This window comes from Dehalococcoidia bacterium (assembly GCA_041649635.1).
GTDB lineage: Bacteria > Chloroflexota > Dehalococcoidia > E44-bin15 > E44-bin15 > JAYEHL01.
In genome coordinates this window covers 360,155-386,590 of record JBAZMV010000001.1, presented here as the reverse complement: position 1 = coordinate 386,590, position 26,436 = coordinate 360,155, and the positions used below count along the sequence as shown (strand labels likewise).

Sequence of the window (26,436 nt, the reverse complement as noted above, 5' to 3'; positions counted from 1 at the left end):
GGGGCACGGCGCGCCGTGCCCGTACGTGGATTCCGGCCTTCGCCGGAATGACGGATTGGTAGGGGCGAGGTCGCCTCGCCCTTTTATCGGGCAGGGAAACCCTGCCCCTACACGATGGACGTATGTCGGGGGGTGTCCCCATTCAATAGGAGGTAAACCATGGCAGGCAAGAGATCGGCGACAATAACCCGCGAGACGGGGGAGACCAAGATAAAGGTGACGCTTTCCCTGGACGGCACGGGCAAGTCCCAGATAAAGACGGGCTCAAAGATGTTCGACCACATGCTGACCCACGTGGCCCAGCACGGTCTATTTGACATAAATCTTACAGCAAAGGGCTGGGACGAGCACCACCTTGCCGAGGATGTCGCCATCGCGCTGGGCCAGGCGCTGAACAAGGCGCTGGGCGATAAGAAGGGCATCGTGCGCATGAGCCATGCCATTGTTCCAATGGATGAGGCTCTGGCCACCGCCGTCATCGACCTTTCCGGCAGGGGATACGCTGTCCTCGACTTGCAATTCAAGAACAAAAAGATCGGCGACATGGAGTCCGATATGATACGCCACTTCCTGGAGACGTTCGCCGTCGAGGGCAAGATGAACCTGCACGCGCAGGTGCTATACGGGACCAATGAGCACCACAAGGTGGAGGCGCTGTTCAAGGCGCTGGGCCGCGCGCTGGGCTCCGCCACGCGCATCGACCCGCGTATCGCGGGCAGGGTGCCGAGCACCAAGGGGAAGATTGAGGGGTAGGGGAAGCGAACTCCCCCTAGACCCCCTCTTTGATTAAAGAGGGGGAAGAGGCCGCAGCCGGGCAGCGATAGTCTCTTTAATCCTCGTAAACCCATCGTTTGAAAAGTCTAGACAAGCGTAATCAATAGTTGTTACTATGGGCTATAGTAGCATTGCTATTAGAATGAATGAAGATGATAGAAAAACCCGATTTGTCCTGGCACAATCTGGACGATAATGACGTCATCGAAAAGGCGGGCGTGTCCCTGCGCGATGGACTGACCTCCGCCGAGGCCGCGCAACGCCGCGAGCGCTTAGGGCCGAACGCGATCACGCAGAAGAAGGGCGCCTCTCTGTTCGTTCTGTTCCTTAACCAGTTCCGCCAGCCGCTGATCTACATACTTATCGTTGCGGGCATCGTTACGGCCGCTCTCCAGGAATTTGTCGATTCAGGCGTCATCTTCGGCGTGGTGATAGTCAACGCGGTGATCGGCTTCATGCAGGAATCCAAGGCGTTGAAGGCCATAGGGGCGCTGGCCAAAGCCATGACCAGCGAGGCCACGGTCATACGCGATGGCAGGAAACAGCGCATACCGGCAATCGATCTGACCATAGGTGATGTCGTGTCGCTGCAATCGGGGGACAAGGTCCCGGCCGACCTCAGGCTGCTACAGGTGCGCGAACTGCAAATAGACGAGTCGGCGCTTACCGGAGAGTCGGTGCCCGTCGTTAAGCAACCGGGGGTTATTGAAGCCGACACCGTCCTTGCCGACCGCACTAATATGGCTTATTCCTCCATGCTGGTAACCTACGGCACGGGCATGGGTGTTGTGACGGCCATCGGCAACGAAACGGAGATCGGGCGCATAAATCAGATGATCGCCTCTGCCGACGTGCTGGCCACGCCGTTAACAAAGCAAATCGCCCGCTTCAGCAAACTGCTTCTCTATGTAATCCTCGGACTGGCAGCGGTCACGTTTGCAGCCGGGACGTTTCGCGGGGATCCCGCGATACAGATGTTCATGGCAGCCGTAGCGCTGGCGGTGGGAGCCATACCGGAAGGTTTGCCGGCGGCTCTGACGATAACTCTTGCCATCGGCGTATCCAAGATGGCCAAGCGGAACGCGATTATCCGCAAGCTGCCTGCCGTGGAGACTCTGGGCAGCGTATCCGTGATCTGTTCCGATAAGACGGGGACGCTCACGCAGAATCAGATGACCGTTCAGGAGGTACATGCCGACGGGAAGTTGTTCGACGTCACGGGCGTCGGCTACGCTCCGCAGGGAGAATTCAAACGGGACGGTGCTACGATCGACCCGCAGTCGAACGTAGCGTTGCGGGAGTGCCTGGCGGCCGGTCTGCTGTGTAACGAAGCAAACCTGATATCGGCTGATGGCGCATGGCGCATAGAGGGCGATCCCACCGAGGGCGCTCTTATAACAGCGGCGCAAAAGGCTGGCCTCACGCGCGACGCGCTTCTGCAGAGGCTGCCGCGCATCGATGCTATACCTTTTGAATCACAGCACATGTATATGGCCACGCTGCACCACGAGATTGAGAAAGATAAAAATGTTATTTACATGAAAGGGTCTGTCGAGAGCGTTCTGTCCCGGTGCTCCGATACCATGTTCGCAACAGGAGAGGCGGGCCCTCTCAATCCCGAGGAACACCATCATCTGGCGGACGCCATGGCGCGGAAGGGGTTGAGAATTCTGGCCTTTGCGAGACGCGTCGTCGAATCCGGCAAGAAAACGATATCACATGAGGACGTGTCCGGCGGCATGATATTCCTCGGCCTTCAGGCCATGATCGATCCGCCGCGTCCGGAAGCCGTAGCGGCGGTAAAGGCATGCCACAATGCCGGCATAAAGGTCAAGATGATCACCGGCGACCACGGGATCACCGCTCTTGCCATCGCTCGCAAGATCGGCATCGCGCAGGGAACGGGAGGGGATGAGGGGTCGCTGGTTTTGAGCGGGAAGGCAATCGCCGCACTATCAGACGATGCCCTGGTCGCGCATGCTCAGAACACGTCGGTGTTCGCCCGGGTCGCGCCCGAGGATAAGCTTCGCCTTGTGAAGGCGCTTCAGGCCAACGGCGACAGCGTCGCCATGACCGGAGACGGAGTGAATGACGCTCCCTCGCTGCGGCAGGCCAATATTGGCATTGCTATGGGCATCACCGGCACCGATGTGGCCAAGGAGACCGCGGACATGGTGCTTACGGACGATAATTTCGCCACTATCGAAGCCGCGGTTGAAGAGGGACGTGGGGTATTTGATAACCTGACGAAATTCATTACATGGACGTTGCCGACCAATTTCGGGGAAGGCCTGGTTATCATGGCCGCAGTTGTTACCGGCACCGCTCTTCCCATTTTGCCCGTGCAGATATTGTGGATAAACATGACCACGGCTGTCTTGCTCGGGCTCATGCTCGCTTTTGAGCCCAAGGAGCCTGGCATCATGAACCGACCTCCGCGCGAGCCGAAAAGGCCTATACTCACCGGGTTCCTGCTGACAAGGATCGGTATCGTGGGCGCCATGCTTTGCGCCGCCGCGTTCGTTCTCTTTCACCTGTCTATTGACGCCGGCGAGACCGAGTCCACTGCACGCACTATAGCGGTAAACACATTTGTCATGGGTGAACTCTTCTATCTCTTTAACTGCCGCTCACTGAATCATTCCATGTTCAAGATAGGACTGTTCAGCAATCCTTTTGTACTTGTCGGCGTTGTTCTCATGGTTCTGATGCAGTTGGGTTATACATATTTACCGTTCATGAACACGGCTTTCCATAGCGAGCCGATGTCGCTTCTGGAGTGGGGTTACTGTGTCGGGGTCGGTGTCGTTATTTACATCCTGGTCGAACTGGAGAAAATTGTAAAGAAAAGGTTCCTCCGAAACGTAGCCTTTTTCAGGGACTGATGCGTAGGTATTCTCGTGCTCGGTTTAAACCCGAGGATCAATCTGAGACTTTATATTTGCATTCCCGCATCATTCTGAGTATATTGTGCTGGGTAGAGTCCGGTGAAAAACAAAGAGACGAACATTTCGGAAGTAGCTAACAGCGTTTACAGGCTGGAGACGCCGATTATCACGGCGCAGTATCCGGCCGTAGCATACATCATTAAATCGCACTCTCCCGTGGTCATAGACCCCGGAACCACCTCCAATATCCCCATGCTTCGTGAGGCACTGAGCGACCTCGATATCGAAACGCCGGCTTATTTCATCCCCACGCACCTGCATATGGATCACTCAGGCAGCGCTGGCACGCTGTCAGAACTTTATTCCGAGGCTAAGTTCGTCTTTCATCCGCGCTACGCCAAGCATGCCGTGAGGCCGGCGCGCCTCATCGCGGCGTTCCGCATCGTCTGGGGGGAGAACTTTGAGGAGACGTTCGGAGAAGTCGAACCCGTGCCGGAGGATCGATTGTTGTTGCCGGAGGATGGCGGGGTTATAGATGCCGGCGACAGGGAACTCGAAATTATCTATGCGCCGGGGCACGCGCCGCATCATATCGCCATATTCGATCGGGAGTCGCGCGGATTGTTCTGCGGCGAGGCGCTGGGCTTGCCGGACTTTCAGCTGCCCGCGGCGCCGCCCAACAGTTTCGATCGTGATACCTATATCGCCACGCTTGAGAAGCTGCGCAGGATGAAGCTGGGCGCGGAGTTTATCTTTTTCGCGCATGGCGGTGTGGAGTGGGATCTTAATACGCTTGTGGCGCGGGCTATCGACAATATGAATGTTTACGGAGATATGGTGCTTGAAGGGCTGCGCAAAGGACAGACCCAGGAGAGCATGGAACGGCGGGTCGCCGCCGACCTTGAACGAAGGCACGGCGTGCGTGTGCCGCAGCGCGCTTTGTATGTCACTGTGGCGGGGTTAACTGCTTATTTCAGGAGCATAGGGGCGGTTTAAGGGCTAGATGTGTTGTTGTTGAAGGGGAAGAACCCTTTAAACAACCTTTCGGCGAGGTGAATCCTTCCATACAATGTTAATCATGGAAGGACACGTCGAGCAGAGGGAAACAGGTAATTCTTCAGGGTGCAAGATATTCATCTGAAATGCTAAAATAGCTTAGAGCGATATGAATAAAAAAGGCCGTTCAAAAAGGGATGACGCACGATATGCGCACTATTGGCGTCCGGAAATACAGCCGTTGCTTGTGGCGGCCATATTGGTTTATATAGCCGCAACTCAGTCGCCGGAGGCCAGGCGCATCTATCAGCAAATCATGGATGAGTGGGGGAAGCCGGATTGTCAGGCGTTGCTGAAAGAGATAATAGTCTTGCCTGTCGCGCAGTATAAGGAATGGCGAAAGGCGGCAGCCGAAAACAGGGAGTATGACGCGGAACTGGATATCTGGATGACTTTGTATGAGAAGTATAGAAAGAGCGATGATTTCAAGAAGTTTTTCAGTCTTATCGGTGAGTTCATCGAAGTGGGTTTCAATAGTAAGAAGGACCTTAGTCATGGAAAGCTTATGGTTACGGCTTCCCGTGCCGACTATTTGAATTTCGCGGTTGTAATGTTAATAGCGGGGACCTATCTGGAAAAGCATCCGGAGTTGGGCGGTAAAACGCGGTACAAGTTTGGCGGAATAGTGCTCAATGTTTCAGTTCTATACAATGAGGGCGACGAGCGTGTCCATAGTCTGCATAGCAAGCTGTTTAAGGGATTGGGCTATCAGCTAAGCAATGACGAGAAACTTAAGAGAGCGGCCGTGCGGTGGTATCAATGCAGGGTGGTGTATTCCAGCCCGGAGGAATTCTGCATTAAATCTCAACTGGAAGGAATAGACTTGAACCCTGCGAATGTAAGCAAAGAAATATTGTTAGGCGATATAGCAACCGGATATCCTAGGAAGAATACGCCGAGGAAAAACCTAAGTTAACAGTCAACTCATAAGACTGGCTTTTTGCGTTGTACAAAACATATTGACGCTGTTGAAGGTGTTCTTCACCTTTAACAATTCTTTCGGCGAGGTGAAGAACACCACGCCGAGCCTAAAAACTTCTACTCGGTAATCACCGTATCCTCGTGCGTATAGGCCGGTACGCAGCAGCATAGAAATACCAAGTCGCTTTTCCCCGTGTTCCAGACCTTGTGGCGCATCCCCGGCAGGATAGCGATTCCGTCGCCGTGTACTACGTCGCGCTCTTCGCCCTCGATCCTCATCCGGCCCTTTCCCTCGAGGATGTAGTAAATCTCCTCCGTATTCGGGTGGATGTGCTCCTCGGTGCTTTTCCCCGAAAGCACCCGCGCCTCGGCCAGGCTCTGCCGCTCGATGGATGAGTTGCGCGGCGCCAGTATCTCCCTTATCTCGGAAGCGTCCTTTGTGACGAAGGGCGCGGCATCTTTGCGGTTCACTATTTCCATAGAGGAGCCTCCTTCGGCGGTTAAGCGGCAGGGCGGGTTTAACAGAGTGTAGCCCGCCGTTTATTTATTATCTAATCCCCCTAGGTCCCCCTTTACGAAAGGGGGATTTTAAAAGAATCTGGGGGACACCCCTATCCTTCCATATACCTCGATATTATGGAAGGACGACGCGGCAATCTCGTCGTTACCGGCGGGCTTGATTAATCAAGCCCCTACATATATCCAGGCGAAGACGCAAAATATTGCGTCTCTACGACCATCGCAAACGTTTAAACCTGCAACTCTTTCCCCGTGAGCCTGTGGAAGGCTTGAATATACCGGTCGGATGTCTGCTTGATTATTTCGTCGGGCAGCATGGGCGCGGGCGGCTGCTTGTTCCAGCCCGAGTCCGTGAGCCAGTCGCGCACCGGCTGCTTATCGAAGCTGGGCTGTGATTTGCCCGGCTCGTACTCCGATGCTTCCCAGAAGCGGCTTGAATCAGGCGTCAGCAGCTCATCGATGAGTATAAGCTTGCCGTCCACGACGCCGAACTCCATCTTGGTGTCGGCGATTATTATGCCCTTGCCCAGCGCGTAGTTGTGTGCGAACTGGTAAATCTCCAGACATTTATCCGATATCTCCTTGGCCCTCCTGGCGCCGATCATATGCTTCACATCGTTGAAGCTCATGGGGAGGTCGTGTCCCGCATCGGCCTTGGTCGTCGGTGTAAATATGGGGATGGGCAGCTTCTCGCTCTCCTCCATGCCGGCGGGGAAGTGCTCGCCGGATATCGTGCCTTTTTCCTTGTATTCGGCCCACGCCGAGCCGGAGATGTAGCCGCGTATGACGCACTCTACTTCTACACGCTGCGCCTTCTTGACTACCATCGAGCGCCCTTCCAGATAGGAGGGGAATCCGTAGTTACCATGGCATGCGCGTTTCCCGTAATTCTCGTTTAGCCAGTCCGCGTCGTCGATAACTTTAATTACATGGTTCGGTATGATATGTTCCGTTTTCTCAAACCAGAAGGCGGAGATCTGGTTCAGCACGGCGCCTTTGCAGGGGATGCCGCAGGGCAGGATGACATCAAAGGCGGAAATGCGGTCGGATGCGACCAGAAGCATGCTGTCGCCCAGGTCGTATGAATCGCGCACCTTGCCGCGGTACATCAGGTTGGACAGGTTGGTATCGAGAATTATCTCCATCGTTCCTCCGCAAACAATCAGCTAGTATGATACACTGTCGATTATCGCCATTACTGCGTTTTCCTTGTCCGTCGCCCACCATACCGCATTGACCTCAATCATTATTGAATCATTTGCATATACTACTATGATGGCGAAGGCGCTCTGTTCCGGCAAGGAAAAGCTTGCATATGCGGCCGGCCCGCCGCAAAACGTCATCGTTCCTGTTTCATACGGGTCGGGCTTTTCACAGCTTTCACATCCTTGAATCAGGAACTCCTCCAGAAGTCCTTCGGGATCAGATTCTTTGCCTGATGCCCACGCGGGCAGATCTCCATATTTGATATATACCAACGCGGTGTCATCTTCGTTCTTGTACTGCAGCGAACCCGTCTTTGGTTCGCCCGCCTCGACATATTGGCCGTAATAGATCTCAGAGACAAGCTGCCATCTTTCCGGCAGGTAGCCGACAGACGGTGGCAGCATCTCCGGTTCAGGTGTAGGTGTTGGAGTAGAAATTGAGGTTGCTGTCGGCGTTAGCGAGACGTTTTGCGTGGGGGTCGGTGTGACGCTCGATTCTCCACCGCAGGCCGCTGCGCAGACAGTCAGCGCCGACAGTAATAATACTGTGATAATCCGAGGATAGCTCTTCATTTTTCCCCTCCTCCGATTTGTTTCAAAACGTTGGATATTAGAGTTCATGGCGAAGCAAGATTACCTGTGTTGCGGCGGGCATCTGGCCCTTTTTCAACTCCATCGATGATCCGTCGATCTTCTTCACGTTGCTCTTGCCCTTAAGGAACGGCTCAGCGGTGGCCACCGGGAAGTTCGGGCACCTGTCGGTCTGGTAGTGCATCGGTATCACGATTTTAGGCTTGATCTGAGCGATGACCATGTCGGCGCCGGCGGCGTCAATGGTGAAGGCTCCTCCCACAGGAATCATCAAAACGTCGACTTTTCCGATCTCTGACATCTCTTTATCCGTCAGCAGGCGGCCCAGGTCGCCCAGATGGCAGACATTCATATCGTCGATGTTGAAAGCGAAAATCACGTTGTCGCCGCGCTCCTTGCCGCCGCACTCGTCATGGCAGCTGGCCACGCCGCGGAACTCGATGCCCTTGGCCTGGTGCTTGCCCGCGCCCTTGATTATCTGCGGCTTGCCGGGGATGGCACCCGCGTTATTGTGGTCGTCATGCTCGTGGCTAACGGTTACGACATCGGCGGATTCGCTTATTTGCTTATATTCGAGGCCGAAGGCTCCCGGCTTATAAGGGTCGGTGATTATCTTTGTTCCTTTGTCCGATGTGATTAAGAATGATGCATGTCCGAGCCATGTGACTTTCATTGAGTCCCCCTTTTAACTGTTGGTTTCTGTATTATATAACACTGCGATTAAGGATTCATGGGTGGGGTGGAGGTTTCGGTCAACCCCCTAATCCCCCATTCTTGGGGGACTTTTAAAATCTGGGGGACACCCCCAGTTCCCCCGGAGGAAGAATCCTACACCTCTTTTATCGACGCTCCTACATCCCCATCACGAAATTAACCAGCGTGCGCACTATCACGCCGGTCTCGCCTTTGACCACAACCCCCTTGTCTTTATCGGATGTCGATGTGCCAGCGATGTCGATGTGCACCCAGGGCGTGTCCTCTATGAACTCGTGCAGGAACTTGGCCGCGGTGATGGCCCCGCCGTACCTGCCGCCGGAATTTTTAACGTCGGCCACATCGCTCTTGTTCGCTTCCTTGTAATCGTCGTCTAGAGGCATCTGCCAGATACGCTCGCCGGCCTCCTTGCCTGCGGCGATGACCTTATCGATAATCTTCTGGTCGTTGGTGAAGCCGCCGCTGTAGTGGCCGCCCAGCGCCACGTGGCAGGCGCCCGTAAGCGTGGCCACGTCGATGACCGGGGATAGCCCCAGCTTGCGCGCGTAGCTAAGCGCGTCAGCCAGGATGATGCGACCCTCCGCGTCCGTGTTCACCACCTCGATGGTCTTGCCGTTGGAGGCCTTGAGCACGTCGCCGGGCTTGCAGGCGCAGCCGCTGGGCATGTTCTCCGTTGCTGGAACAATCGCCGTTACATTCACTTTGGGCTTCAGCTCGGCGATAGCTCGCATCGTCGAAATCACCGCGGCTCCTCCGGCCATGTCGCCCTTCATCTCGCCCATGCCCTCGGACGGCTTGATCGAGATGCCGCCGGAGTCGAAGGTGATTCCTTTGCCCACAAGGCCGATGGTACGTTTGGAGTTCTTATTGCCCCGATATTTAAGCACGATCAGCTTTGGCGGCTGCGTGCTGCCGCAGGCCACGCCGAGGAGCCCGCCCATGCCCATCTTTTCCATATCTTTCTTCTCGAACACCTTGAATTCAAGGCCGAACTTATCGGCGGTCTTTTTGGCCGCGTTCGCCAGGTCGGATGGCGTCATATAGTTTGAGGGCTCGTTGTCCAGGTCGCGCGCCATGATGGCGGCCTCGGACAGGATGCGGCCCTTTTCGCAGCCTTTCTTCAGCTTGGGAAGGGCTTTGTTATCGGTCGCTATAATAGACAATTTATTTATATCGTCGTTCTCGTCCTTCTTCGATTTATGTCTGCGGAAGGCGTATGTGCCGAGCATGGCACCTTCAGTTATGGCCTGCGCCGCTGCCTCCGGGTCGATCCCGCCTGCGCCTGCGCCGTGTACGATCGTTGCCGCCTCTTTGACCGAGGCTTTCTTCAGATAGCGGCAGGACTCCGCGATGACGTTGCGGATCACGTTGGCGTTCAGATCGTCCTTCTTCCCCAGGCCGACGACGAGCACCTTGGCCGCTTTGATCTTGCCCATGGTATGGATCAGGGTCGTCTCGCCCTGCTTGCCCTTTATCTCGCCGCTTTTAATCAGCCTTGAGACGGCCCCGCCCAGCGCCCTGTCCACCGCTGCGGTGGCCCCGCCCGGCTGCTTTATGCCTTCGAACAAATTAACGATGATTGCGTCCGTTGCGATTTTGGTGATGTCACCGGTTACGGCTGTTACTTTCATATTTACCTCTCTATCTAACTGTCATTGCGAGGAGTCCTTCCCCGATAGTACTATGCGGAAGGACGACGTGGCAATCTCCTCGTCATTGGCGGGCTTGATTAATCAAGCCCCTACGTCTTGTGCGCTTTTCTGCTTATCAACCCCCTGTATCCCCCAATCTTGGGGGAATTTAAAAAATAGGGGACACCCCTAAAACCCCGGCCCCGATTTATCGGGGCACCTCTGTGTCGTTATCTTCTCACTTCCCGCACGATCTTCTCGATCGCCGGGGCGATATCTCTAGAGGAATCGACGGCTAAATGGTTTCTGCGTATCCTTTCCGCTGTCGCTGTCATTTTCTTATACACATGCCAGTCGGCGTCGGATTTGTCGTTTGGGTCGTCCCCGTTGCGCCGCCGCTCCATGCGCTGCTGCACCAGTTCCGGCGGCGCCTCCATGCGCACAAGTATCAACTTCGCGTACGCTTTGTCGGCGATGCGGTAGAGCTGCTCACGGTGATATTCTATCAGGTTCGTAGCGTCGAAGATAAGAGAGACGCCTTTGCGCAGCAGGTCGCCGATGAGCGTATGGCAGGCGCTGAATAACCGCTCGCTCTCGGCTGCGCTGTAGGTCGGCTTCGGCGCGAGTACCTGCCTCATGGCGTCGGACTCGATTATGGGGAGGGGCAGGCGCTCCGCCAGTCTGCGGCTGAAGTAAGACTTGCCGCTGCCCGGCAGGCCGCTGACGACGATGAGCGCAGGGTTGACCGACGGCTCGGGGAGCACGCCCAGGCTGTCCTTCAGCTTCTTAACATCCGACGTCAGTAGACTGTCGTTCATGGAAGTAATTATATCAAGGATTTTGATTGGGTGCGCTGGGTGAGGGGGATATTTGAATCGGACAGCCGCCTGCGTTGTGGTAAAATTTCCACAGTGTGCAGGTATAGTTCTCCCCCTTTGCCAAAGGGGGAGAAAGATATTTACTTCCCGCCCAGCTCTTTGGCCCGCTTGTGGGCGGCGGCGACGGTCTCGGCGAGAAGCTCCTTGAACTTGCCGCTCTCCAGCACGGCGATGCCGGCCGCTGTAGTGCCCCCCGGGGAGGTTACCTGCTTGCGCAGTTCCCGGGGGGATTGCTGCGAGCTGTCCGCCAGCAGGGCGGCTCCAAGTGCTGTCTCCAATACTAACTCTGCAGCGGTGTCGCGGGGCAGTCCGATTTTCACCGCGGCATCGGTTAGACATTCAATCATATAGAAGAAGTAAGCCGGGCCGCTGCCGCTGACGGCGGTGGCCATGTCGATATATTTTTCGCTGTCTACATATACTTCTTTTCCAAGGGCATCGAGGGTAGATTGCGCCATTTTCTTCTGCTTCGAGGTCGTTTTTTCGGAGGCGGTCCACGCCGTTATGCCGACGCCGATCTGGGCCGGCGTGTTGGGCATGGCCCTGACTATCTGGTCGTGGCCGAGCCCCCTGGCAATGGTCGCGATTTTTACGCCGGCGATGATTGAGAGCACGAGTTGGCCTTTTTTCAAGTTTCCTTTGAGGTCGGGGAGCAGTGTTGGCAGGGTTTGGGGCTTCACGGCGAGAATGATTAGTTCCGCGTCTTTAATTGCTGATTTGTAATCCTTACCGGGTTTGATGCTGTAGGTCTTCTTGAGTGTTTTCAGTCGTGAGGCGTCGATATCGCATACGCATATGTCTTGAGGGCAGATCGATCCTGCGGCCACTACGCCGCGGATGATCGCCTCCCCCATGGCGCCTCCGCCGATAATCGCTATCTTCACGCGGCCTCCGCCAGGGCTTCCACCATAAGTTCTTTAACCTTCTCCGGTGATTTGCCTTTTAACGATATCTGCTTCCGGCATGTGATATCGCTGAACTTTATCTCATCCGCCGTGGTTCTGACGGTTCCCGATAGCAGGATAACCACGTCGTCTTCATCACCCTTCTTCAGTCTTTTGAGGTGTTTGTTGATAGCTTCTATTACTTCGTTAAGCTTTGCTTTGGTCAACGTTATAGTGACGAAAGTAGCCAGTCCGCCGCCAAGGAATGCCGCGCCTAACCGCTGTGTTTTGACGGACACGTCTCCGATGGCCTCCAGATCCCATATCAGCGTCTCGGGAGATGTGATGCGTCCCACTTGAAACAAGAGATTCCTTTGCGATGAGTCCATTCTTAGGTCCCCCTTTCAGATCGAGCAATTAATTATGTACGTTCGCCAAATATGATGCGGCCCAGCCGGACCATCGTGGCGCCCTCTTCCACAGCTGCTTCAAAGTCGTCGCTCATCCCCATAGAGAGCTGTTCCAGCCCGAAGGAGTCGCGCAGTTCTCGCAGTGCCCTGAATACAGGCCGCACTTCCTCGGCGTCATCGACCCAGGGAGCTACGGTCATTAGACCTCTGACCGACAGGTTCGGCAGATTGGAGATCGCCGCCAAAGCTTCATCCAGTTCGTCCGGCGGGAACCCGCCCTTGGTTTCCTCCCCTGACACGTTGATCTCAAGCAGGACGGGAACAATCCTTTTAGCCTGCCCGCTCAGCTCCCGCGCCAGCCGCACCGAGTCGATGCTATGAATTATATCAAAAATTTCCAAAGCTGTCTGGACTTTGTTGCGTTGCAGGTGTCCGATCATGTGCCATACAGGGCTCGTCTCGCAACCGGACAGTTGCGCGATTTTACGCTGTGCCTCCTGCACGCGGCTCTCCCCCAGGTTGGAGATGCCGGCTGCCAGAGCTTCACGTACAGCCGCCTCCGTCACGGTTTTAGTCACCGCGACGATGGTCACCTCATCGGGAGACCTGCCCGCTCTCGCTGCCGCGCGGGCGATGCGTTCCCTTACCTCCTGTACGTTGCGCGCGATCTCCATTATCAGCAGACTCCGCATTTATGGCACTCGATGCCGATGGGGCAGGGAGGGGTAGTTCTTCCTGCGCTTGCTCTCTCGACCTCCGTCTCCAGATAAGAACTCTTAATGCCGGAATCGATGTAGTCCCACGGCAGGCGTTCGTCCGACGGTATCTCCCTGCCGATATAATCGTCCGCATCGAGATAATATTCCGTTAAAGCCTGCCGCCACGTGGACAGAGACCTGTTCTGTGCCACCCTGGTCAGCACGGGGGCCAGCCTTTGGTCGCCGCGCGAGAGTACGGCCTGCACCCCAGCCCAGGGCACACTCTCCGACCTGACCTCTATACCGCGTTTCTCAAGATGGCGTTTCAAATATGCGAGGCGTTGCCGCAGTATCTTCTCGCCGGTCATAGGCAATCGCTGGAACGGCGTCCCCGCCTTGGGCACGAAAGGCTCGATTGCCAGGATAATACGGCACCCGGAGCGCCTGCGCTCCGCCCGTTCCTTGATTTCAGAAGCCAGCGTGATGATCTCCTCTATGTCATCTTCCGTCTCTGTAGGCAGACCGATCATGAAATAAAGCTTCAACTGGCGAAAATCGGCGTCTATTATCTTATCCGCGGCTGATATTATATCTTCCCTGTTTATGCCCTTATTTATGGCACGGCGCAGCCTTTCTGAGCCGGCTTCAGGGGCCAGCGTCAGGTTCCCGGTGCCGCTTTCTTTCAGCGCCCGCAGCACCGTGTCCGAAATCGGCTTGACGCGTAGCGAGCTCACGGAGATGACGGCGTCCATCCCGCTCAGTCGTGAGACAATATCGTCGATTTCAGGGTGGTCTGAAACGCAGGCGCCAAGGAGCCCGATCTTTCTGGTTAGTTCAAGGCCCTTTCGGCACTGTTCCAGCAATTTGTCCGCGGAACGGCAGCGAAAAGGTCTGAACAGGTATCCGGCGAGGCAGAATCGGCAGCCCCAGGGACAGCCGCGCGCGATCTCGACAACATACATATTGCTGAACTCGGTGTCATCGGTCAGGACGGCTGATGTCGTGGCGAAATCGTCCAGGTTCCGGACCCATTGTCTCATTACCGTCCTTCCGTCGTTGATCTGAGGGACATATATTCCATTGATGCCTGTCAGCTTTTTCAGCAACTCATCACGGTCGCCGTCATCCGTTTCGGTAATAATGTCGACAAACGAGGGCAGGATGCTCTCGCCTTCTCCGATAGCGAACGCATCGAAGAACGGAGCCAGCGGCTCCGGGTTGGCGGTGATGCACGGTCCTCCGGCGATTATTATCGGGTGAGAATGGTCTCGCTCATCTGATTTCAGGGGTATCGAACTTGAAGCCAGAATCTCTATCGCGTTGAAGTAGTCCAGTTCGTTGGAGAGTGAGAACGCGAGAACTGCAAAATCGTCGAGCGGGCGTCCTGATTCCACGCTCCGGCCGTTTTCATTGGAAAACACACGTTCACATACTATATTGCTGTAGCTGTTGAGGAGGCTGTATATCGTCTGGAAACCGAGGCTGGACATGCCTACATGATATGTGTTGGGGAATATCAAGGCGATTGGTATCTTTCCGCCCCAATCCTTTACGGTCGCTCCCTGCTCCCGTGAGGAACGTAGTCGAGATGCATTGTCTCCGCTCATTTCACGCGATCACGGCTGCCGGATCATTTTCCCGTTGCCCACAATGGCGATCTCGATAATTTTGCCGCAGCCGGGGCAGGCGACCGTAAGCGTAACCGGCCGCGACATGGCTCGCTCGGCGATGGCGCTGACCGTTGAGTCTATGTCATCGAGGCGCCGATCCAGGTTGGCCAGCTTTTGTTGAAGCTGCTCTATAGATTCGAGCCGGTCTTTTGTGAAAGGTTCGTCCTTCTGTGCCAACATTTCCTCCTCTTTAAACAGCCAGGTACACGATGCCCATGATGAGCAATGTTAAAGCAATTAGAAAGCAAATCCATCCGCCTATGCGCAGGGCGCCGCTCTCAATGTGAAAGGAGCCGTAGCCTTTAACATCCATGCGCTGGCATAGAGCATCGTCTATCTTTCGATCTTCGTTCTTAGCCCTCAGGAAGGCGAGGATGAACAATATGAAGAAAAACCCGGCCATCCCTATCATAATATAGGCGTCAGCAGGCATGGTATTCCCTCCCTTCTAGTTGCATTTCGTATAGCCGCAACTGTGACAGATTTGGCAGCCCTCCTGATATACTAGCATACCTCCACAGTCCGGGCACTGTCCCCCCATATTTATTGAAGGCACCGGGTTGGCCGCGTGAGCGGCTTTCTTCGGTATGCTGTCGATGGCGGTCTTGTCGCCGTCCATGTTGCTTAATTGGTGTCCGAGGACGGCGGCTATGGCATCCGGGCAGGAAAGTATAGAATGCCCCTGTTCCCATGCTATCGAGGGGCATCTTATGCCGCGAATATGCTTGACTATCGCGGAGGCATCCACGCCCGACCTCAGAGCCAGAGATATCAACCTGCACGTGGATTCCAATTGCGCCGAAGCGCAGCCGCCGGCCTTGCCCAGGCTGGAGAACACCTCGCAGATGCCGTGCTCGTCGGAGTTTACGGTGACATAGATGTTGCCGCATCCGGTGGCCACCCTCTCCGTGACGCCGGTTGTGACCCGCGAACGCTTTCTCGGCTCAAGAGGCCTGGTCTCATCCTTGCGTTTGCTGCCGGCCACGTTGAGTACCTGCTTTTCCTTACTCTTGTCCCTGTAGATGGTTATTCCCTTGCAGCCTTCGCGGTATGACATCAGGTAAGCGTTCATGATATCGTCCTTGGTCGCGCTCTGCGGGAAGTTGATTGTTTTAGAAACGGCGTTGTCCGTGTATTGCTGAAACGCGGCCTGCATCTTGACATGCCATTCGGGGGTTATATCGTGTGCGGTAACGAACACCCTGGCTACCGCCGGCGGAATGCCCTCGATGCCGTGCAGGCTGCCTTTGCTGGCCAGGTCTTTCATGAGCTTCTCCGAGTAGAAGGCCTCTTTGCGGGCGATCTCGTCAAAATAGGGATTGACCTCTATCAGCGCGTCGCCGTCAAGTATGTTGCGGATATAGCTCAGCGCAAACAGCGGCTCGATGCCGCTTGAGCAATTGGCTATAATGCTCAGCGTCCCTGTGGGGGCGATGGTGGTGCGCGTCGCGTTTCGCACCCTGGGTCCTCCTTTGATCCCGTATTCGCTGCCGTCGAATGCAGGGAAGACGCCTCTTTCTTCGGCCAGTTCCACCGATGTGTCGGTGGATGTCTTATCGATGAACCTCATGATGTCTTCCGCCATCTTCACCGCTTCTTCAGAATCGTAGGGAATACCTAACTTAATCAACAAATCGGCAAAGCCCATGATACCCAGGCCTATCTTCCGCGTTTTCCTGGTCATTTCTCCTATCTCGGGAAGCGGGAAGTTGTTTTTATCGATAACGTCGTCCAGGAACCTGACGGCGATCTTGATAACATCATCCAGCTTGTCATAATCTACGCATTGCTTTTCGCTGTTCACCATACGGGCCAGGTTTATCGAGCCCAGATTGCAGGATTCATAAGGGAGCAGCGGTTGCTCTCCGCAGGGATTTGTGCTCTCGATCATACCGAGGTCTTTGTTAGGGTTGTCCCTGTTTATGCGGTCGATGAAGACAAGTCCGGGGTCGCCCGTTCCCCATGCCATCTCGACGATGGTGTTAAAGAGATGTTTTGCGTTAAGCTGTCCGTATACCGACCCGTCCTTCGGGTTCAGGAGATCATATTCGCTGCCGGTTTCCGCGGCCTTCATAAATTTGTCGGTTACGGCAACGGAGAGATTGAAATTGCTCAAGGTGTCATCCTTTTCTTTTGCTGTGATGAACCTCTCTATATCCGGATGATCCACACTGAGAATAGCCATATTGGCGCCGCGGCGCATCCCGCCCTGCTTGATAACATCGGTGGCCGCATCGAAGACCTTCATGAAGGAGACCGGGCCGCTGGCCACCTTACCCGTGGAGCCGACCGTGTCGCCCTCGGGCCTTAATCTGGAAAACGAAAAGCCGGTGCCGCCCCCGCTCTTGTGGATCAGTGCGGTGTACTTAATAGCGTCGAATATGCCTTCCATGGAATCGTTTATCGGCAGCACAAAGCACGCCGAGAGTTGCTGTAACTCGCGGCCGGCGTTCATCAGGGTAGGGGAGTTAGGCAGGAACTCGAGGTTGGCCATTAATTTATAGAACTCTTCCTCCCAGTATTCGGCGTCTTCTTCCGTGCCGTACGCGGTCTCGGCTGAGGCGATGTTATGGGCCACGCGTCGGAACATATCGTACGGCGTCTCGATGGCTTTACCCTGATCGTCCGTTTTCAGGTAGCGTTTCTCGAGTACCCTCATCGCGTTTTCCGAGAACTTTAAATCATCTGAAACTGGAGCGATTTTGGGCCTGGCCTTTTTGGTTTTAGATTTCTTAGGCGTGGCGGCTTTGGCGGGGCTCTTCGCAATTTCCAGCGGTTTTTCCTCGCTCGTTTTCTCAGAGAAACTGCTGTTGTCCTTCGCTTCCGCCTCTGTTCCATCGCTACGTTGCTCTGCTGTATCGGAGGATACACTCCTTTCCGCAATAACCGCTTTCAGCGTCTTACGTATATCCGCGGCGCTGAGACGCCATTCCGGAATGTCCACATCCATACCCGGTAACCTCTGATATTCCTGTTCCAATTTTTGCATTACAACCTCCGTAAGCTGTTCCGTCGTGCCGCGGTCGGATATGCCCTCGGATTCACAATAACGGAAGACCTCGTTGGCAATCCTACTTTGAAACGGAAGCGCGCTGTTTTTTCTGACCGGGTTTGCTGCCATTATTCTTCTCCTGAGAATTCCTTATCGTTTTGGTAGAAACTGTGCCGCTATCTATTAATCCGATCTCCCTGTCGGCGAACAATTGCAGTTGGGCGGTGGAATTTTGCAGAGGCGCTTGATTGGCGTAGGCCTCAGCTTCAGCGCGTACGTCGTCCATATCGGCGAAGTTGCGGTAGACGCTGGCGAAGCGTATGTAGGCGATCCCGTCCAGTTTGCGAAGGCGCTCCATAACTATATCGCCGATTATCGAGGCCGGGACCTCGACGGCACCTGATTTGCGCAGTTGCAGTTCTATTTCGTCGACCATCTGCTCTATCGTTTCCTGGTCCACCGGGCGTTTGGCGCAGGCCATGCTGATGCCCTTCGTCAGCTTGGCTCTATTGAATTCCTCGTGACGGCTGTCTTTCTTTATCACCATGAGGGAGGCTGTTTGCAGCCTTTCGTAAGTGGTGAAACGGGCGTCGCATTGCAGACACTCCCGCCGCCGCCTGATCGCGTCGTTGACGCTGCGCGAGTCTATGACCTTGGAATCGTGATAATTACAATACGGACATTTCATATTATGTAACACATTATATTGAGGGGTGCGGAAAAGATACCACAACATATAGTGGTTTGTCAATACTCTGCGCCGGGCTATTCAGGGTAGAATGCACTGTGCTCTTAACTGTGGTGTAGCAAGTAATTATTACTGCCTTAAAAGTCGCACGTAGCAGAGGTGGATAATCCTGCGATACTCAAAAACGAAAACAGCAAGGCCGCAGATCGTTTTTTGACCTGCGGCCTTTTACTAACCCTTATGTATTCGAGTCTATGAACAGGTGCTATTTGCGCAGACGGAAGGGACTTCTCTTCGGTTCGGGCGCAGGGGTGTTCTCCATCATCTGGCGCTTGGCCATCGGGCTGCGCAGGAAGGTCGGGATGTCCAGAGCTGATTCGGCATCCTCTCCCTGCATGATCTTTTGCAGTTCCGCGTCCTTGCCCACCATCTTCTTACCTTTGTATGCGGCATTGAAACCGGTGGCTATCAGCGTAATCTTTAGTTCGTTCTCCATCGCCGAATCGAAGGTTACGCCGAATATGATATTCGCTTCGGGATCGACGGCATTGCGAATGACGTCGGCGGCTTCATTGACCTCGAATAATGTCAAAGTGTCTCCGCCTGTCACGTTGAACAGCACGCCCTTGGCTCCGTCAACCGATACATCGAGTAACGGGCTGGCCAGCGCATCGTTGGCTGCGTCTACGGCGCGGTGCTGTCCGCTGCCGTGGCCGATGGACATCCACGCCTGTCCGGCCTCCTTCATTACCGCCTTGACGTCGGCGAAGTCCAGGTTGATCATGCCGGGTACGGTTATGACTTCGGCGATGGCCTGTACCGCGTGCATAAGAACATCGTCGGCCATCTTGAAGGCCATGTCCACGCCGGTGCGCTGATCGCACAGTGTCAGCAGACGGTCGTTCGGTATCGTGATCAGTGTGTCTACCTTATCCAGCAGGCGTGAGATGCCGTCCTCGGCGACCTCCATTCTGTGCACGCCTTCAAACGTGAAGGGCTTGGTGCAGACCGCGATCGTCAGGGCGCCGGCCTCTTTGGACAGCTCGGCCGCCACCGGCGCGATACCCGTGCCGGAACCGCCGCCCATTCCCGCTGCCAGGAAAATCATGTCGGAATCGCCCACAGCGGCACGCAGCTCGTCTCGGCTTTGCTCCGCCGCCTTCATGCCCATGTTGTGGTCGCCGCCGACACCCAGTCCGCGTGTCAGCTTCTCGCCGACCTGAATCCTGGTGGGGGCCTCCATGCGCAGCAGTGCCTGCGCGTCGGTGTTTACTCCGATGAAATCGACTCCTTGAATATCCGCTTGAACCATTCGGGAGACGGCGTTGCATCCGCCTCCGCCTAGTCCTAATACCTTAATTTTTGCCGGGTTGGGGACAAATCCTGGTTTTGCCATTTCTTCCTCCTTTCACTACCTTTCCTTATCTTACTTTGACACCAAATTGCGCATCCGGACCACGAAACGCTTCAGAGATTCGCTTACACCCTGCGTTTTCCAGCCCTGTGTGCCTTCTTGCTGGTTTGAGCCCCAGAGTAACAGCCCGACACCGGTAGCAAAGGTGGGGTCGGGGAGGATATCGGCCAGGCCGTAAACGCCTGTCGGTACGCCGATGCGAACTGGCAATCCAAGCATCTCATTGCCCAGCGCCGCGATGCCTCTCAGGTTGGCGCAGCCGCCTGTAAGAACCAGTCCGGCCGGCACCTCTTTGTAGAAATTGGTGGGCATCTCCAAGGCAATGAGTTTGATGATTTCCTCTACCCTGGCCTTAATGATATCGGTGAGGTCCTGATATGAGACCCCAAATCCATTAGTGTTCAGGTTGACCGCGCTGGCGTCCGCGCTGTCCGAGACAGTCATTACGCTTCCGTATTTGCGTTTTATCTGCTCGGCTGTCTCAAACGGCATTCCCAGTCCGATGGCTATGTCACGGGTGATCTGGTAGCCTGCGACCGGTATGATTGCGGTGTGCCAGATGCTTCCTTCCTTGAAGATGGCGATGTCGGTAGTGCCGCCGCCTATGTCGGCAAGGATCACCCCTGCATCTCTCTCATCTTCACGGAGGACTGCCTCGGAACTGGCCAGCGGCTCAAGTACGAGGTCGTCGATGTCAATGTTTGCAGCTCTTACACATTTAACCAGGTTCTGGACGGATGCCACTGCGGCAGTGATAACATGAGTTTCGACGTCAAGCCTTGAGCCGTGCATCCCGACTGGATTTTTCACGCCGGCCTGACCGTCAACGGCATAACCGCGGGGGATTACATGGAGCAGCTTATGGTCACTCGGGATAGTGAATGTGCGGGCGGATTGCAGCACTCGCTTCAAATCATCGGTTCGAACCAGCCGGTCATTCCTTGATATGGAGATGACTCCCTTTTTGTTAAGCGAGTTGATGTGCCTGCCTGTAACTCCGACGTAGGCCGATTCCATTTTGTATCCGCTGGCCTGCTCCGCGCGTTTCACCGAATTCCTGATGGACTCTTTTGCCTCGGTAAGATTCACCACGAGGCCTTTGTGCATGCCCTTGGAGTGGGTGACCCCAACCCCCAGTACCTGAAGTCCCCCTTGCCCGGGGGTGGCTATGATGCTGGCGATTTTGGTTGTTCCCACATCTATACATGATATTATTTGTTTCTTCTTTGCCATTTACCTCCTCCTTTTTTTAAAGATTTGCTGCCCCTTTCCCAAATCGCTCTCATGTCATCGAGTCACCCCCTGGTTTAAATTTTTATATATATAAAAAAACTAAGCGCCTTATAAGACGCTAAATCCTTTCGGCCACCCTCATCTTTGCGCTTCGGCTCAATGGATTCGTTTCGACCTCCGCGCTTGAGGGTATAATCACTTTTTTTGTGATTAATTTAAATCTGGCATGATGATTACATACACAGGCGGGCGTTCTGGGAGGGCAGATGCAGTCCGTAGCTTCCGTCCTCATGAACTCTTTCACCAATCGGTCCTCCAGGGAGTGGAAGCTGATAACGACCAGGCGGCCTCCTATTATAAGGATATTAACTGCCTGCCTCAGCGCTGATTTGATGCGCTCCAGCTCTCGATTGACTGCTATGCGGATGGCCTGGAAAGTTTTTGTGGCGGGATGTATCCTGCCGTGAAAACCGGCCGCCCTCGATACTATCGCGGACAGCTGTATCGTGGTGCTTATCGGCCTGTTTGAAACAATAGCCCTGGCTATGGCTTTGCTTCTCGATTCCTCGCCGTAATCGCGGATAATTTTAGCCAGTTCGGTTTCGGGATAATCATTGACTATGGTTTCAGCGGTCAGTTCCGCAGAAGGATCAAAACACATTCTCAGGGGGCCCTCGCTCTGGAAGCTGAAGCCTCTTTCAGGATCGGATATCTGCAGGGAGGACAGCCCGAGGTCGAAGAGCACTCCGTTCACCGGGCTGAAATTCGTCTCCGCGCAAACGATTTCCAGGTTTTCAAAACTATTGTTGATTAAATTAACCCTGTCGCCGTAGCCGGTCAGCCTTTGTCTTGCTGCGTCGATAGCGTTAGGGTCTATATCGATACCCAGTACCCGGCCGCCCCGCTCAAGGATGGCGGCACTGTGCCCGCCCGCTCCGACCGTGCAGTCGATATAGCGGCCATCCGGCTTCACCTGAAGCGCGTCAATAACCTCATTGAGCAGGACCGGAATATGCGAACTCATTGGCGGTTCTCCACACTCTCGATAATCTGGAATGCGTTTTCGCGCAGGTCTTCCTGTTCCTTCTTCCACGCCCCTTTATCCCAGATTTCGAGGTAATCCCCGAGTCCGGTAATTACCAGGGTGTCTTTTATCCCGGCATGCTGCCTCAGCGCCGGCGGCAACATTATGCGCCCCTGCTCATCGAGTTCCAGGCTGAACGTAGTAGAAAACAATAGGCGTCTTAACCGGCGGTCCTTCTGGTTGAGGACTACGGATTGAAGTTTGTATTGTTCTGTACCTGCGGCCCATGCGGCCAGGGGATAAGCTTCGAGGCATCCATCATCTATCCCGGCTTTCAGAACGATACCGTCCGCGAACTGGCCGCGGAACTTGGGCGGGATTGATACCCTGCCCTTGGCGTCGATTTTGTATTCGTACTCGCCGGAAAACATTTTCTTTTCAGTCCCTCAAAAACCTTAAAATCCTGCTTTAGCTTTGATTCTTCTTGTCTTACATTAATAATTTAATCAACAAATTATTAACTATTTTCCATTTTAGGCCACAATCTACCACCTTTCCCCACATCTTGTCAATACCTTTTAACGTGGAATTTAAAAATTGGGTAAAAAGTACTCATTTTTATTTACATTCCGGGGCTTTTGTGCTATGATTTCGCTTACATTTTAGAAGAACTCAAAGCTAAGTCAGCTTTGAATGCCGGACGGTCGAGAGGAGAGTAAGCATGAAAACTTATCCCAAAATTTTTGGTCTCTTATCGTTGCTTTTAATAGCCGGTTTGGTTTTGACCGCGTGTAAAGGCGGAGGCGACAATAATCCGACACCCACATCTACACTTGCGCCGACACCTACGCAGACGACGGAGAACGGATGGTACTGGAAGCCGGGCGGTTTCATAGATTACGCTCTTAGCGGCATGCCCGACTTCGATCAGAAGCAGAACGGCTGGTCGCTTACCGCGGCGGCTCCGACGTGGTCCTACTGCGGTCCCGTAGCTATGGCTAATTCCATGTGGTGGTTCGACTCCGAGTTCGAGCCCAATCCCGTTGCGCCGCCGACCGTTAACGATGGGTATCCCCTGGTTCAGTCGTACAGCCCCGTAGGCGCGGCCCTTTGGGACGACCATGATACACAGAATGTGATACCGTTCGTGGATGACCTGGCGATGAGGATGGATACCGACGGCCAGAGGACCGGTTCCGCCCATGCCGGCACCAATATAGAGGATATGGCCGCGGCCGTCACTCAATATTTGATTGATACAGGCACGGATGATGACTTCTACATGCATCTTGAAAAAAGCCCGGAGTTCGATTGGATCGCAGGCGAGGTCAAGCGATGCCAGGATGTAGTACTGTTATTAGGCTTCTGGCAGCTGCAGACGGATCCCACTCATGCCAGCAATGGCGAGTGGGTAAGGGTGGGTGGCCACTACGTAACCTGCGCCGGCGTTAACACCGATACGCATCAGCTTGGCGTGAGCGATCCTTATCGCGATAACGCCGAGGCGGGCAAGCCGGGACGTGTTCCCGCGGCGCATACCTATCCTCACGGAGTGTCGGTGCACAACGATGCCAAGTACGTATCGCATGACATTTTCGATATAACCGAGTCGACCAGCCCGGGCGGATTGTGGAAGTTCGATGCCTATGCCGATGATTTCGATGTGGCGAACTTCGTCGGGCAGAACTGGGCGGCGGATCTGTTGAACTACCAGGGTCAATATGACACCAGCCTGCCGGTGCAGGTGGAGATAGACTACGCCATAGCGGTCTCTCCTTACGTTCCTCCAACCCCGACCCCTTCTCCCACGCCTACATGGAATCCCACTCCTACCCCGACTGTAACTCCTCCTCCGGTAACGCCGGAGACACCCGTTCCTGTAGATACACCTATAGTTACGCCGACCAGGACACCGACACCGTGTTCCGGCGGTCCGGTTATCACGGGCGTTCATTCCGTTCACAGGACTAAACCGACGGGTGGCGGTTTCACCGTTGAGATACATTTCCTGCCTACTTATTTCCCGAAGGGAACAAATGTGTATGACATCCACTTCTGGTCAGGCGGCGTGTGCCTGGGCAGCGAGTATTTTGAAACCCCGCTGGTTCCGTGCACCACGTATACGTTCGATGTAGAGACGCCTCCCGGCATGGGGGTGCCAGAGTGCATCACCATCTGCCTGACCGACCAGAACCACAATCCTATAGGCAGCACGGCAAGTTGGCTCGTGGGAGATAATGTTGTCGACCTGACTACACACCTGACCGATTATGGCACTGGCATATGGCAGGATGCTGCAGGCGGTTGGTGGATCAAAGTTCATCCAGAAACGGAGTATTTTGGTGATCCACAAACTTCGACCCAGATATACGATCTCCATTATTGGGCGTTTGAGAATTGCGAGCCTATACCTCTAGGTGCGGAGAATTTCGGGACACCTCTCATTTCGGATGAGTGGCATGAATATATGCTCGGTCCGGTAGTTGCTCCCGAACTCGTTCTGGTGCAGGTTAGCGATGCCACCGGAGCAATTTGGGGGGTAGCCTGGAGCTGGCCGTTTTTAGAACAGCAATAGAAGATGTTTAGCGCAGGTATACTGACAATCAGCGATAAAGGCTCGCGGGGCGAGAGAATAGACAAGAGCGGCGAGGTAATCAAGGAAATCCTTGCCGCTCTTGATGCGCGTGTGTTAAAATACGAAATTGTTCCCGATGACAGGGAGGTTATCTCAGCTAAGCTGGCGGAATGGGTGGACAGCGAGGGCATCGAGCTCATACTTACCACCGGCGGCACGGGACTGACCCCGCGAGACGTGACCCCCGAGGCAACACTGGCGGTTATCGATAAAGAGGTGCCGGGTTTCGCCGAGGCCATGAGAGCAGAGAGTCTCAAAAAGACGCCTATGGCGGTGCTGAGCAGGGCGGTAGCCGGGATCAGGAAGAGAAGCCTGATAATAAACCTCCCCGGCAGCCCTAAGGCGGTTCGCGAGTGCATGGAGGTGGTGTCGCCGGCTCTGAATCACGCCATCGAGACGCTCAGGGGACAGTCGGGCGATTGCGCGGACAAATCGCATAAATAAATTAATAATAGAAATGACAGCGGTTGGGGAGAGAGGAGACCATGCATATACATATCTTGACCCTTTTCCCCAATATGTTTACGGGACCTTTCAATGAAAGTATAATTAAGCGGGCGGTGGAGCGGGGGCTGGTTGAGATCTCGATACATAACATTCGAGATTATACTTCGGACAAGCACCATGTGGTCGATGACTACTCCTACGGCGGAGGGCCGGGGATGGTGCTCAAGCCGGAGCCGATATTTGAGGCGGTGGAGGCGGTGAGGGGGGAGCGCGATGTGCCGGTGATACTGCTCACTCCCCAGGGACGGCTGTTCGATCAGCGTAAAGCCGCGGACGTCGCCGCTTATGAAGAAGTAATCCTGCTCTGCGGCCACTACGAGGGTGTGGATGAGCGAGTGAGGGAGCATCTGGCCGCGGATGAGATAAGCATAGGCGACTATGTGCTGAGCGGCGGGGAGCTTGCCGCGATGGTGGTGGCGGATGCGGCGGTGCGGCAGATACCCGGGGTGCTTGGGTCTGACGAGTCCGCGGGGGAGGATTCATATGCCACGGGGCTGCTGGAGTATCCGCAGTACACCAGGCCGCAGGATTTCAGGGGATGGGAGGTTCCTGAGATTTTACTTTCAGGTAATCATGCCGAGGTCGCCCGGTGGCGCAGGGAGCAGTCGCTGCGCAGGACGCTGAAGAGGCGCCCGGACCTGCTGGAGCGGGCGGATTTGAGTAAGAAAGATAGAGAATTCTTGTCCCGGATAAGAAGTGAGGAAGAATAATGGATACACTAGTCAATGTTGAACCGAAGGCCAATATCCCGGCGTTAAACCCGGGTGATACGGTGAAGGTTGCCATCAAGATCGTAGAGGGCGAACGAACGCGCAATCAGATGTTCCAGGGCGTAGTTATCAAGGTAAAGAAGGGCGGCATCAATTCCAGCTTCACCGTCAGGCGCGTGGCCTACGGGGTCGGCGTCGAGCGGACGTTCTTTTTTGCTTCGCCTTCCGTCGATAAAGTCGAAGTTCTGAGACATGGCAAGGTTCGTCGCGCCAGACTTTATTATCTGCGCGGGCTCACCGCGAAGAAGGCGCGTATCGTTGAGAAAAGGCCCAAGGAAGCCAAGGAAGCTAAAGAAGCTCAGACCACCGAGCAGTAAACATTTACTGATTGGCA

General features: G+C 54.8%; 26 protein-coding genes. 8 read left to right on the top strand and 18 right to left on the bottom strand.

Annotated elements, in window-relative coordinates; genetic code table 11:
- Window positions 1-159: 159 nt before the first annotated feature.
- The 4 genes from hisB (at window position 160) to WC562_01835 (ending at window position 5,634) form a co-directional block, all read left to right on the top strand.
- Window positions 160-753, top strand: coding sequence for an imidazoleglycerol-phosphate dehydratase HisB (hisB, locus tag WC562_01850; GenBank protein MFA5054904.1), 594 nt, complete (start codon window positions 160-162; stop codon window positions 751-753).
- 173 nt (window positions 754-926) lie between these two features.
- The gene (locus tag WC562_01845) at window positions 927-3,659 is read left to right on the top strand and encodes a cation-transporting P-type ATPase (protein ID MFA5054903.1); all 2,733 of its coding nucleotides are present in this window, start codon (window positions 927-929) and stop codon (window positions 3,657-3,659) included.
- Between the two features lie 102 nt (window positions 3,660-3,761).
- Window positions 3,762-4,658 (top strand): MBL fold metallo-hydrolase, encoded by an 897-nt coding sequence (locus WC562_01840; GenBank protein MFA5054902.1) that lies wholly within the window; start codon window positions 3,762-3,764, stop codon window positions 4,656-4,658.
- A 169-nt stretch (window positions 4,659-4,827) separates the two neighbouring features.
- Window positions 4,828-5,634 (top strand): hypothetical protein, encoded by an 807-nt coding sequence (locus tag WC562_01835; GenBank protein ID MFA5054901.1) that lies wholly within the window; start codon window positions 4,828-4,830, stop codon window positions 5,632-5,634.
- Window positions 5,635-5,756: 122 nt separating this feature from the next.
- Here the strand turns inward: WC562_01835 and WC562_01830 are convergent, their stop codons facing one another.
- From WC562_01830 to mraZ, 18 genes are all read right to left on the bottom strand, one after another.
- Window positions 5,757-6,119, bottom strand: coding sequence for a cupin domain-containing protein (locus tag WC562_01830; GenBank protein MFA5054900.1), 363 nt, complete (start codon window positions 6,117-6,119; stop codon window positions 5,757-5,759).
- Window positions 6,120-6,388: 269 nt separating this feature from the next.
- Complete coding sequence (locus WC562_01825) at window positions 6,389-7,303, bottom strand: phosphoribosylaminoimidazolesuccinocarboxamide synthase (protein MFA5054899.1); 915 nt, start codon at window positions 7,301-7,303, stop codon at window positions 6,389-6,391.
- A 21-nt stretch (window positions 7,304-7,324) separates the two neighbouring features.
- Window positions 7,325-7,936, bottom strand: coding sequence for a hypothetical protein (locus WC562_01820; protein MFA5054898.1), 612 nt, complete (start codon window positions 7,934-7,936; stop codon window positions 7,325-7,327).
- 37 nt (window positions 7,937-7,973) lie between these two features.
- Window positions 7,974-8,627: an MBL fold metallo-hydrolase gene (locus WC562_01815; protein ID MFA5054897.1), complete on the bottom strand. Its 654-nt coding sequence runs from the start codon at window positions 8,625-8,627 to the stop codon at window positions 7,974-7,976.
- A gap of 178 nt (window positions 8,628-8,805) precedes the next feature.
- Window positions 8,806-10,299, bottom strand: coding sequence for a leucyl aminopeptidase (locus WC562_01810; GenBank protein ID MFA5054896.1), 1,494 nt, complete (start codon window positions 10,297-10,299; stop codon window positions 8,806-8,808).
- Window positions 10,300-10,529: 230 nt separating this feature from the next.
- Window positions 10,530-11,117 (bottom strand): ATP-binding protein, encoded by a 588-nt coding sequence (locus WC562_01805; GenBank protein MFA5054895.1) that lies wholly within the window; start codon window positions 11,115-11,117, stop codon window positions 10,530-10,532.
- 140 nt (window positions 11,118-11,257) lie between these two features.
- On the bottom strand, window positions 11,258-12,061 hold the full coding sequence (gene proC, locus WC562_01800) for a pyrroline-5-carboxylate reductase (GenBank protein MFA5054894.1): 804 nt from the start codon (window positions 12,059-12,061) through the stop codon (window positions 11,258-11,260).
- Window positions 12,058-12,450 (bottom strand): hypothetical protein, encoded by a 393-nt coding sequence (locus tag WC562_01795; protein ID MFA5054893.1) that lies wholly within the window; start codon window positions 12,448-12,450, stop codon window positions 12,058-12,060. Before WC562_01795 ends, proC begins: the two co-directional genes overlap by 4 nt.
- Before the next feature lie 32 nt (window positions 12,451-12,482).
- Window positions 12,483-13,163, bottom strand: coding sequence for a YggS family pyridoxal phosphate-dependent enzyme (locus tag WC562_01790; protein ID MFA5054892.1), 681 nt, complete (start codon window positions 13,161-13,163; stop codon window positions 12,483-12,485).
- Window positions 13,148-14,776, bottom strand: a complete 1,629-nt coding sequence (locus WC562_01785) for a radical SAM protein (protein ID MFA5054891.1) — start codon at window positions 14,774-14,776, stop codon at window positions 13,148-13,150. Before WC562_01785 ends, WC562_01790 begins: the two co-directional genes overlap by 16 nt.
- Before the next feature lie 9 nt (window positions 14,777-14,785).
- Window positions 14,786-15,019 carry a hypothetical protein gene (locus WC562_01780; GenBank protein MFA5054890.1) on the bottom strand — a complete coding sequence of 78 codons (234 nt, stop codon included), beginning with the start codon at window positions 15,017-15,019 and terminating at the stop codon, window positions 14,786-14,788.
- A 10-nt stretch (window positions 15,020-15,029) separates the two neighbouring features.
- On the bottom strand, window positions 15,030-15,272 hold the full coding sequence (locus WC562_01775) for a hypothetical protein (GenBank protein MFA5054889.1): 243 nt from the start codon (window positions 15,270-15,272) through the stop codon (window positions 15,030-15,032).
- A gap of 15 nt (window positions 15,273-15,287) precedes the next feature.
- Window positions 15,288-17,960: a vitamin B12-dependent ribonucleotide reductase gene (locus tag WC562_01770; protein MFA5054888.1), complete on the bottom strand. Its 2,673-nt coding sequence runs from the start codon at window positions 17,958-17,960 to the stop codon at window positions 15,288-15,290.
- Window positions 17,911-18,519: a transcriptional regulator NrdR gene (gene nrdR / locus WC562_01765; GenBank protein ID MFA5054887.1), complete on the bottom strand. Its 609-nt coding sequence runs from the start codon at window positions 18,517-18,519 to the stop codon at window positions 17,911-17,913. The genes WC562_01770 and nrdR overlap by 50 nt, the downstream gene beginning before the upstream one ends.
- 265 nt (window positions 18,520-18,784) lie before the next feature.
- Window positions 18,785-19,915, bottom strand: coding sequence for a cell division protein FtsZ (gene ftsZ / locus WC562_01760; protein MFA5054886.1), 1,131 nt, complete (start codon window positions 19,913-19,915; stop codon window positions 18,785-18,787).
- 30 nt (window positions 19,916-19,945) lie between these two features.
- Entirely contained in the window at window positions 19,946-21,166 is a 1,221-nt protein-coding gene (ftsA, locus tag WC562_01755; protein MFA5054885.1) for a cell division protein FtsA, read from the bottom strand.
- Between the two features lie 118 nt (window positions 21,167-21,284).
- On the bottom strand, window positions 21,285-22,190 hold the full coding sequence (rsmH, locus tag WC562_01750; protein ID MFA5054884.1) for a 16S rRNA (cytosine(1402)-N(4))-methyltransferase RsmH: 906 nt from the start codon (window positions 22,188-22,190) through the stop codon (window positions 21,285-21,287).
- Entirely contained in the window at window positions 22,187-22,621 is a 435-nt protein-coding gene (mraZ, locus tag WC562_01745; protein ID MFA5054883.1) for a division/cell wall cluster transcriptional repressor MraZ, read from the bottom strand. The genes rsmH and mraZ overlap by 4 nt, the downstream gene beginning before the upstream one ends.
- Window positions 22,622-22,911: 290 nt before the next feature.
- Here mraZ and WC562_01740 point away from each other — a divergent pair, with 290 nt between their 5' ends.
- The 4 genes from WC562_01740 to rplS are packed head-to-tail and all read left to right on the top strand — an operon-like array spanning window position 22,912 to window position 26,419.
- Complete coding sequence (locus WC562_01740) at window positions 22,912-24,765, top strand: hypothetical protein (protein MFA5054882.1); 1,854 nt, start codon at window positions 22,912-22,914, stop codon at window positions 24,763-24,765.
- A 3-nt stretch (window positions 24,766-24,768) separates the two neighbouring features.
- Window positions 24,769-25,269 carry a molybdopterin adenylyltransferase gene (gene mog, locus WC562_01735; protein MFA5054881.1) on the top strand — a complete coding sequence of 167 codons (501 nt, stop codon included), beginning with the start codon at window positions 24,769-24,771 and terminating at the stop codon, window positions 25,267-25,269.
- A gap of 41 nt (window positions 25,270-25,310) precedes the next feature.
- Window positions 25,311-26,042 (top strand): tRNA (guanosine(37)-N1)-methyltransferase TrmD, encoded by a 732-nt coding sequence (trmD, locus tag WC562_01730; protein MFA5054880.1) that lies wholly within the window; start codon window positions 25,311-25,313, stop codon window positions 26,040-26,042.
- A complete protein-coding gene (gene rplS, locus WC562_01725) occupies window positions 26,042-26,419 on the top strand; it encodes a 50S ribosomal protein L19 (protein MFA5054879.1) in 378 nt (125 codons plus the stop codon). Before trmD ends, rplS begins: the two co-directional genes overlap by 1 nt.
- Window positions 26,420-26,436: the final 17 nt, after the last annotated feature.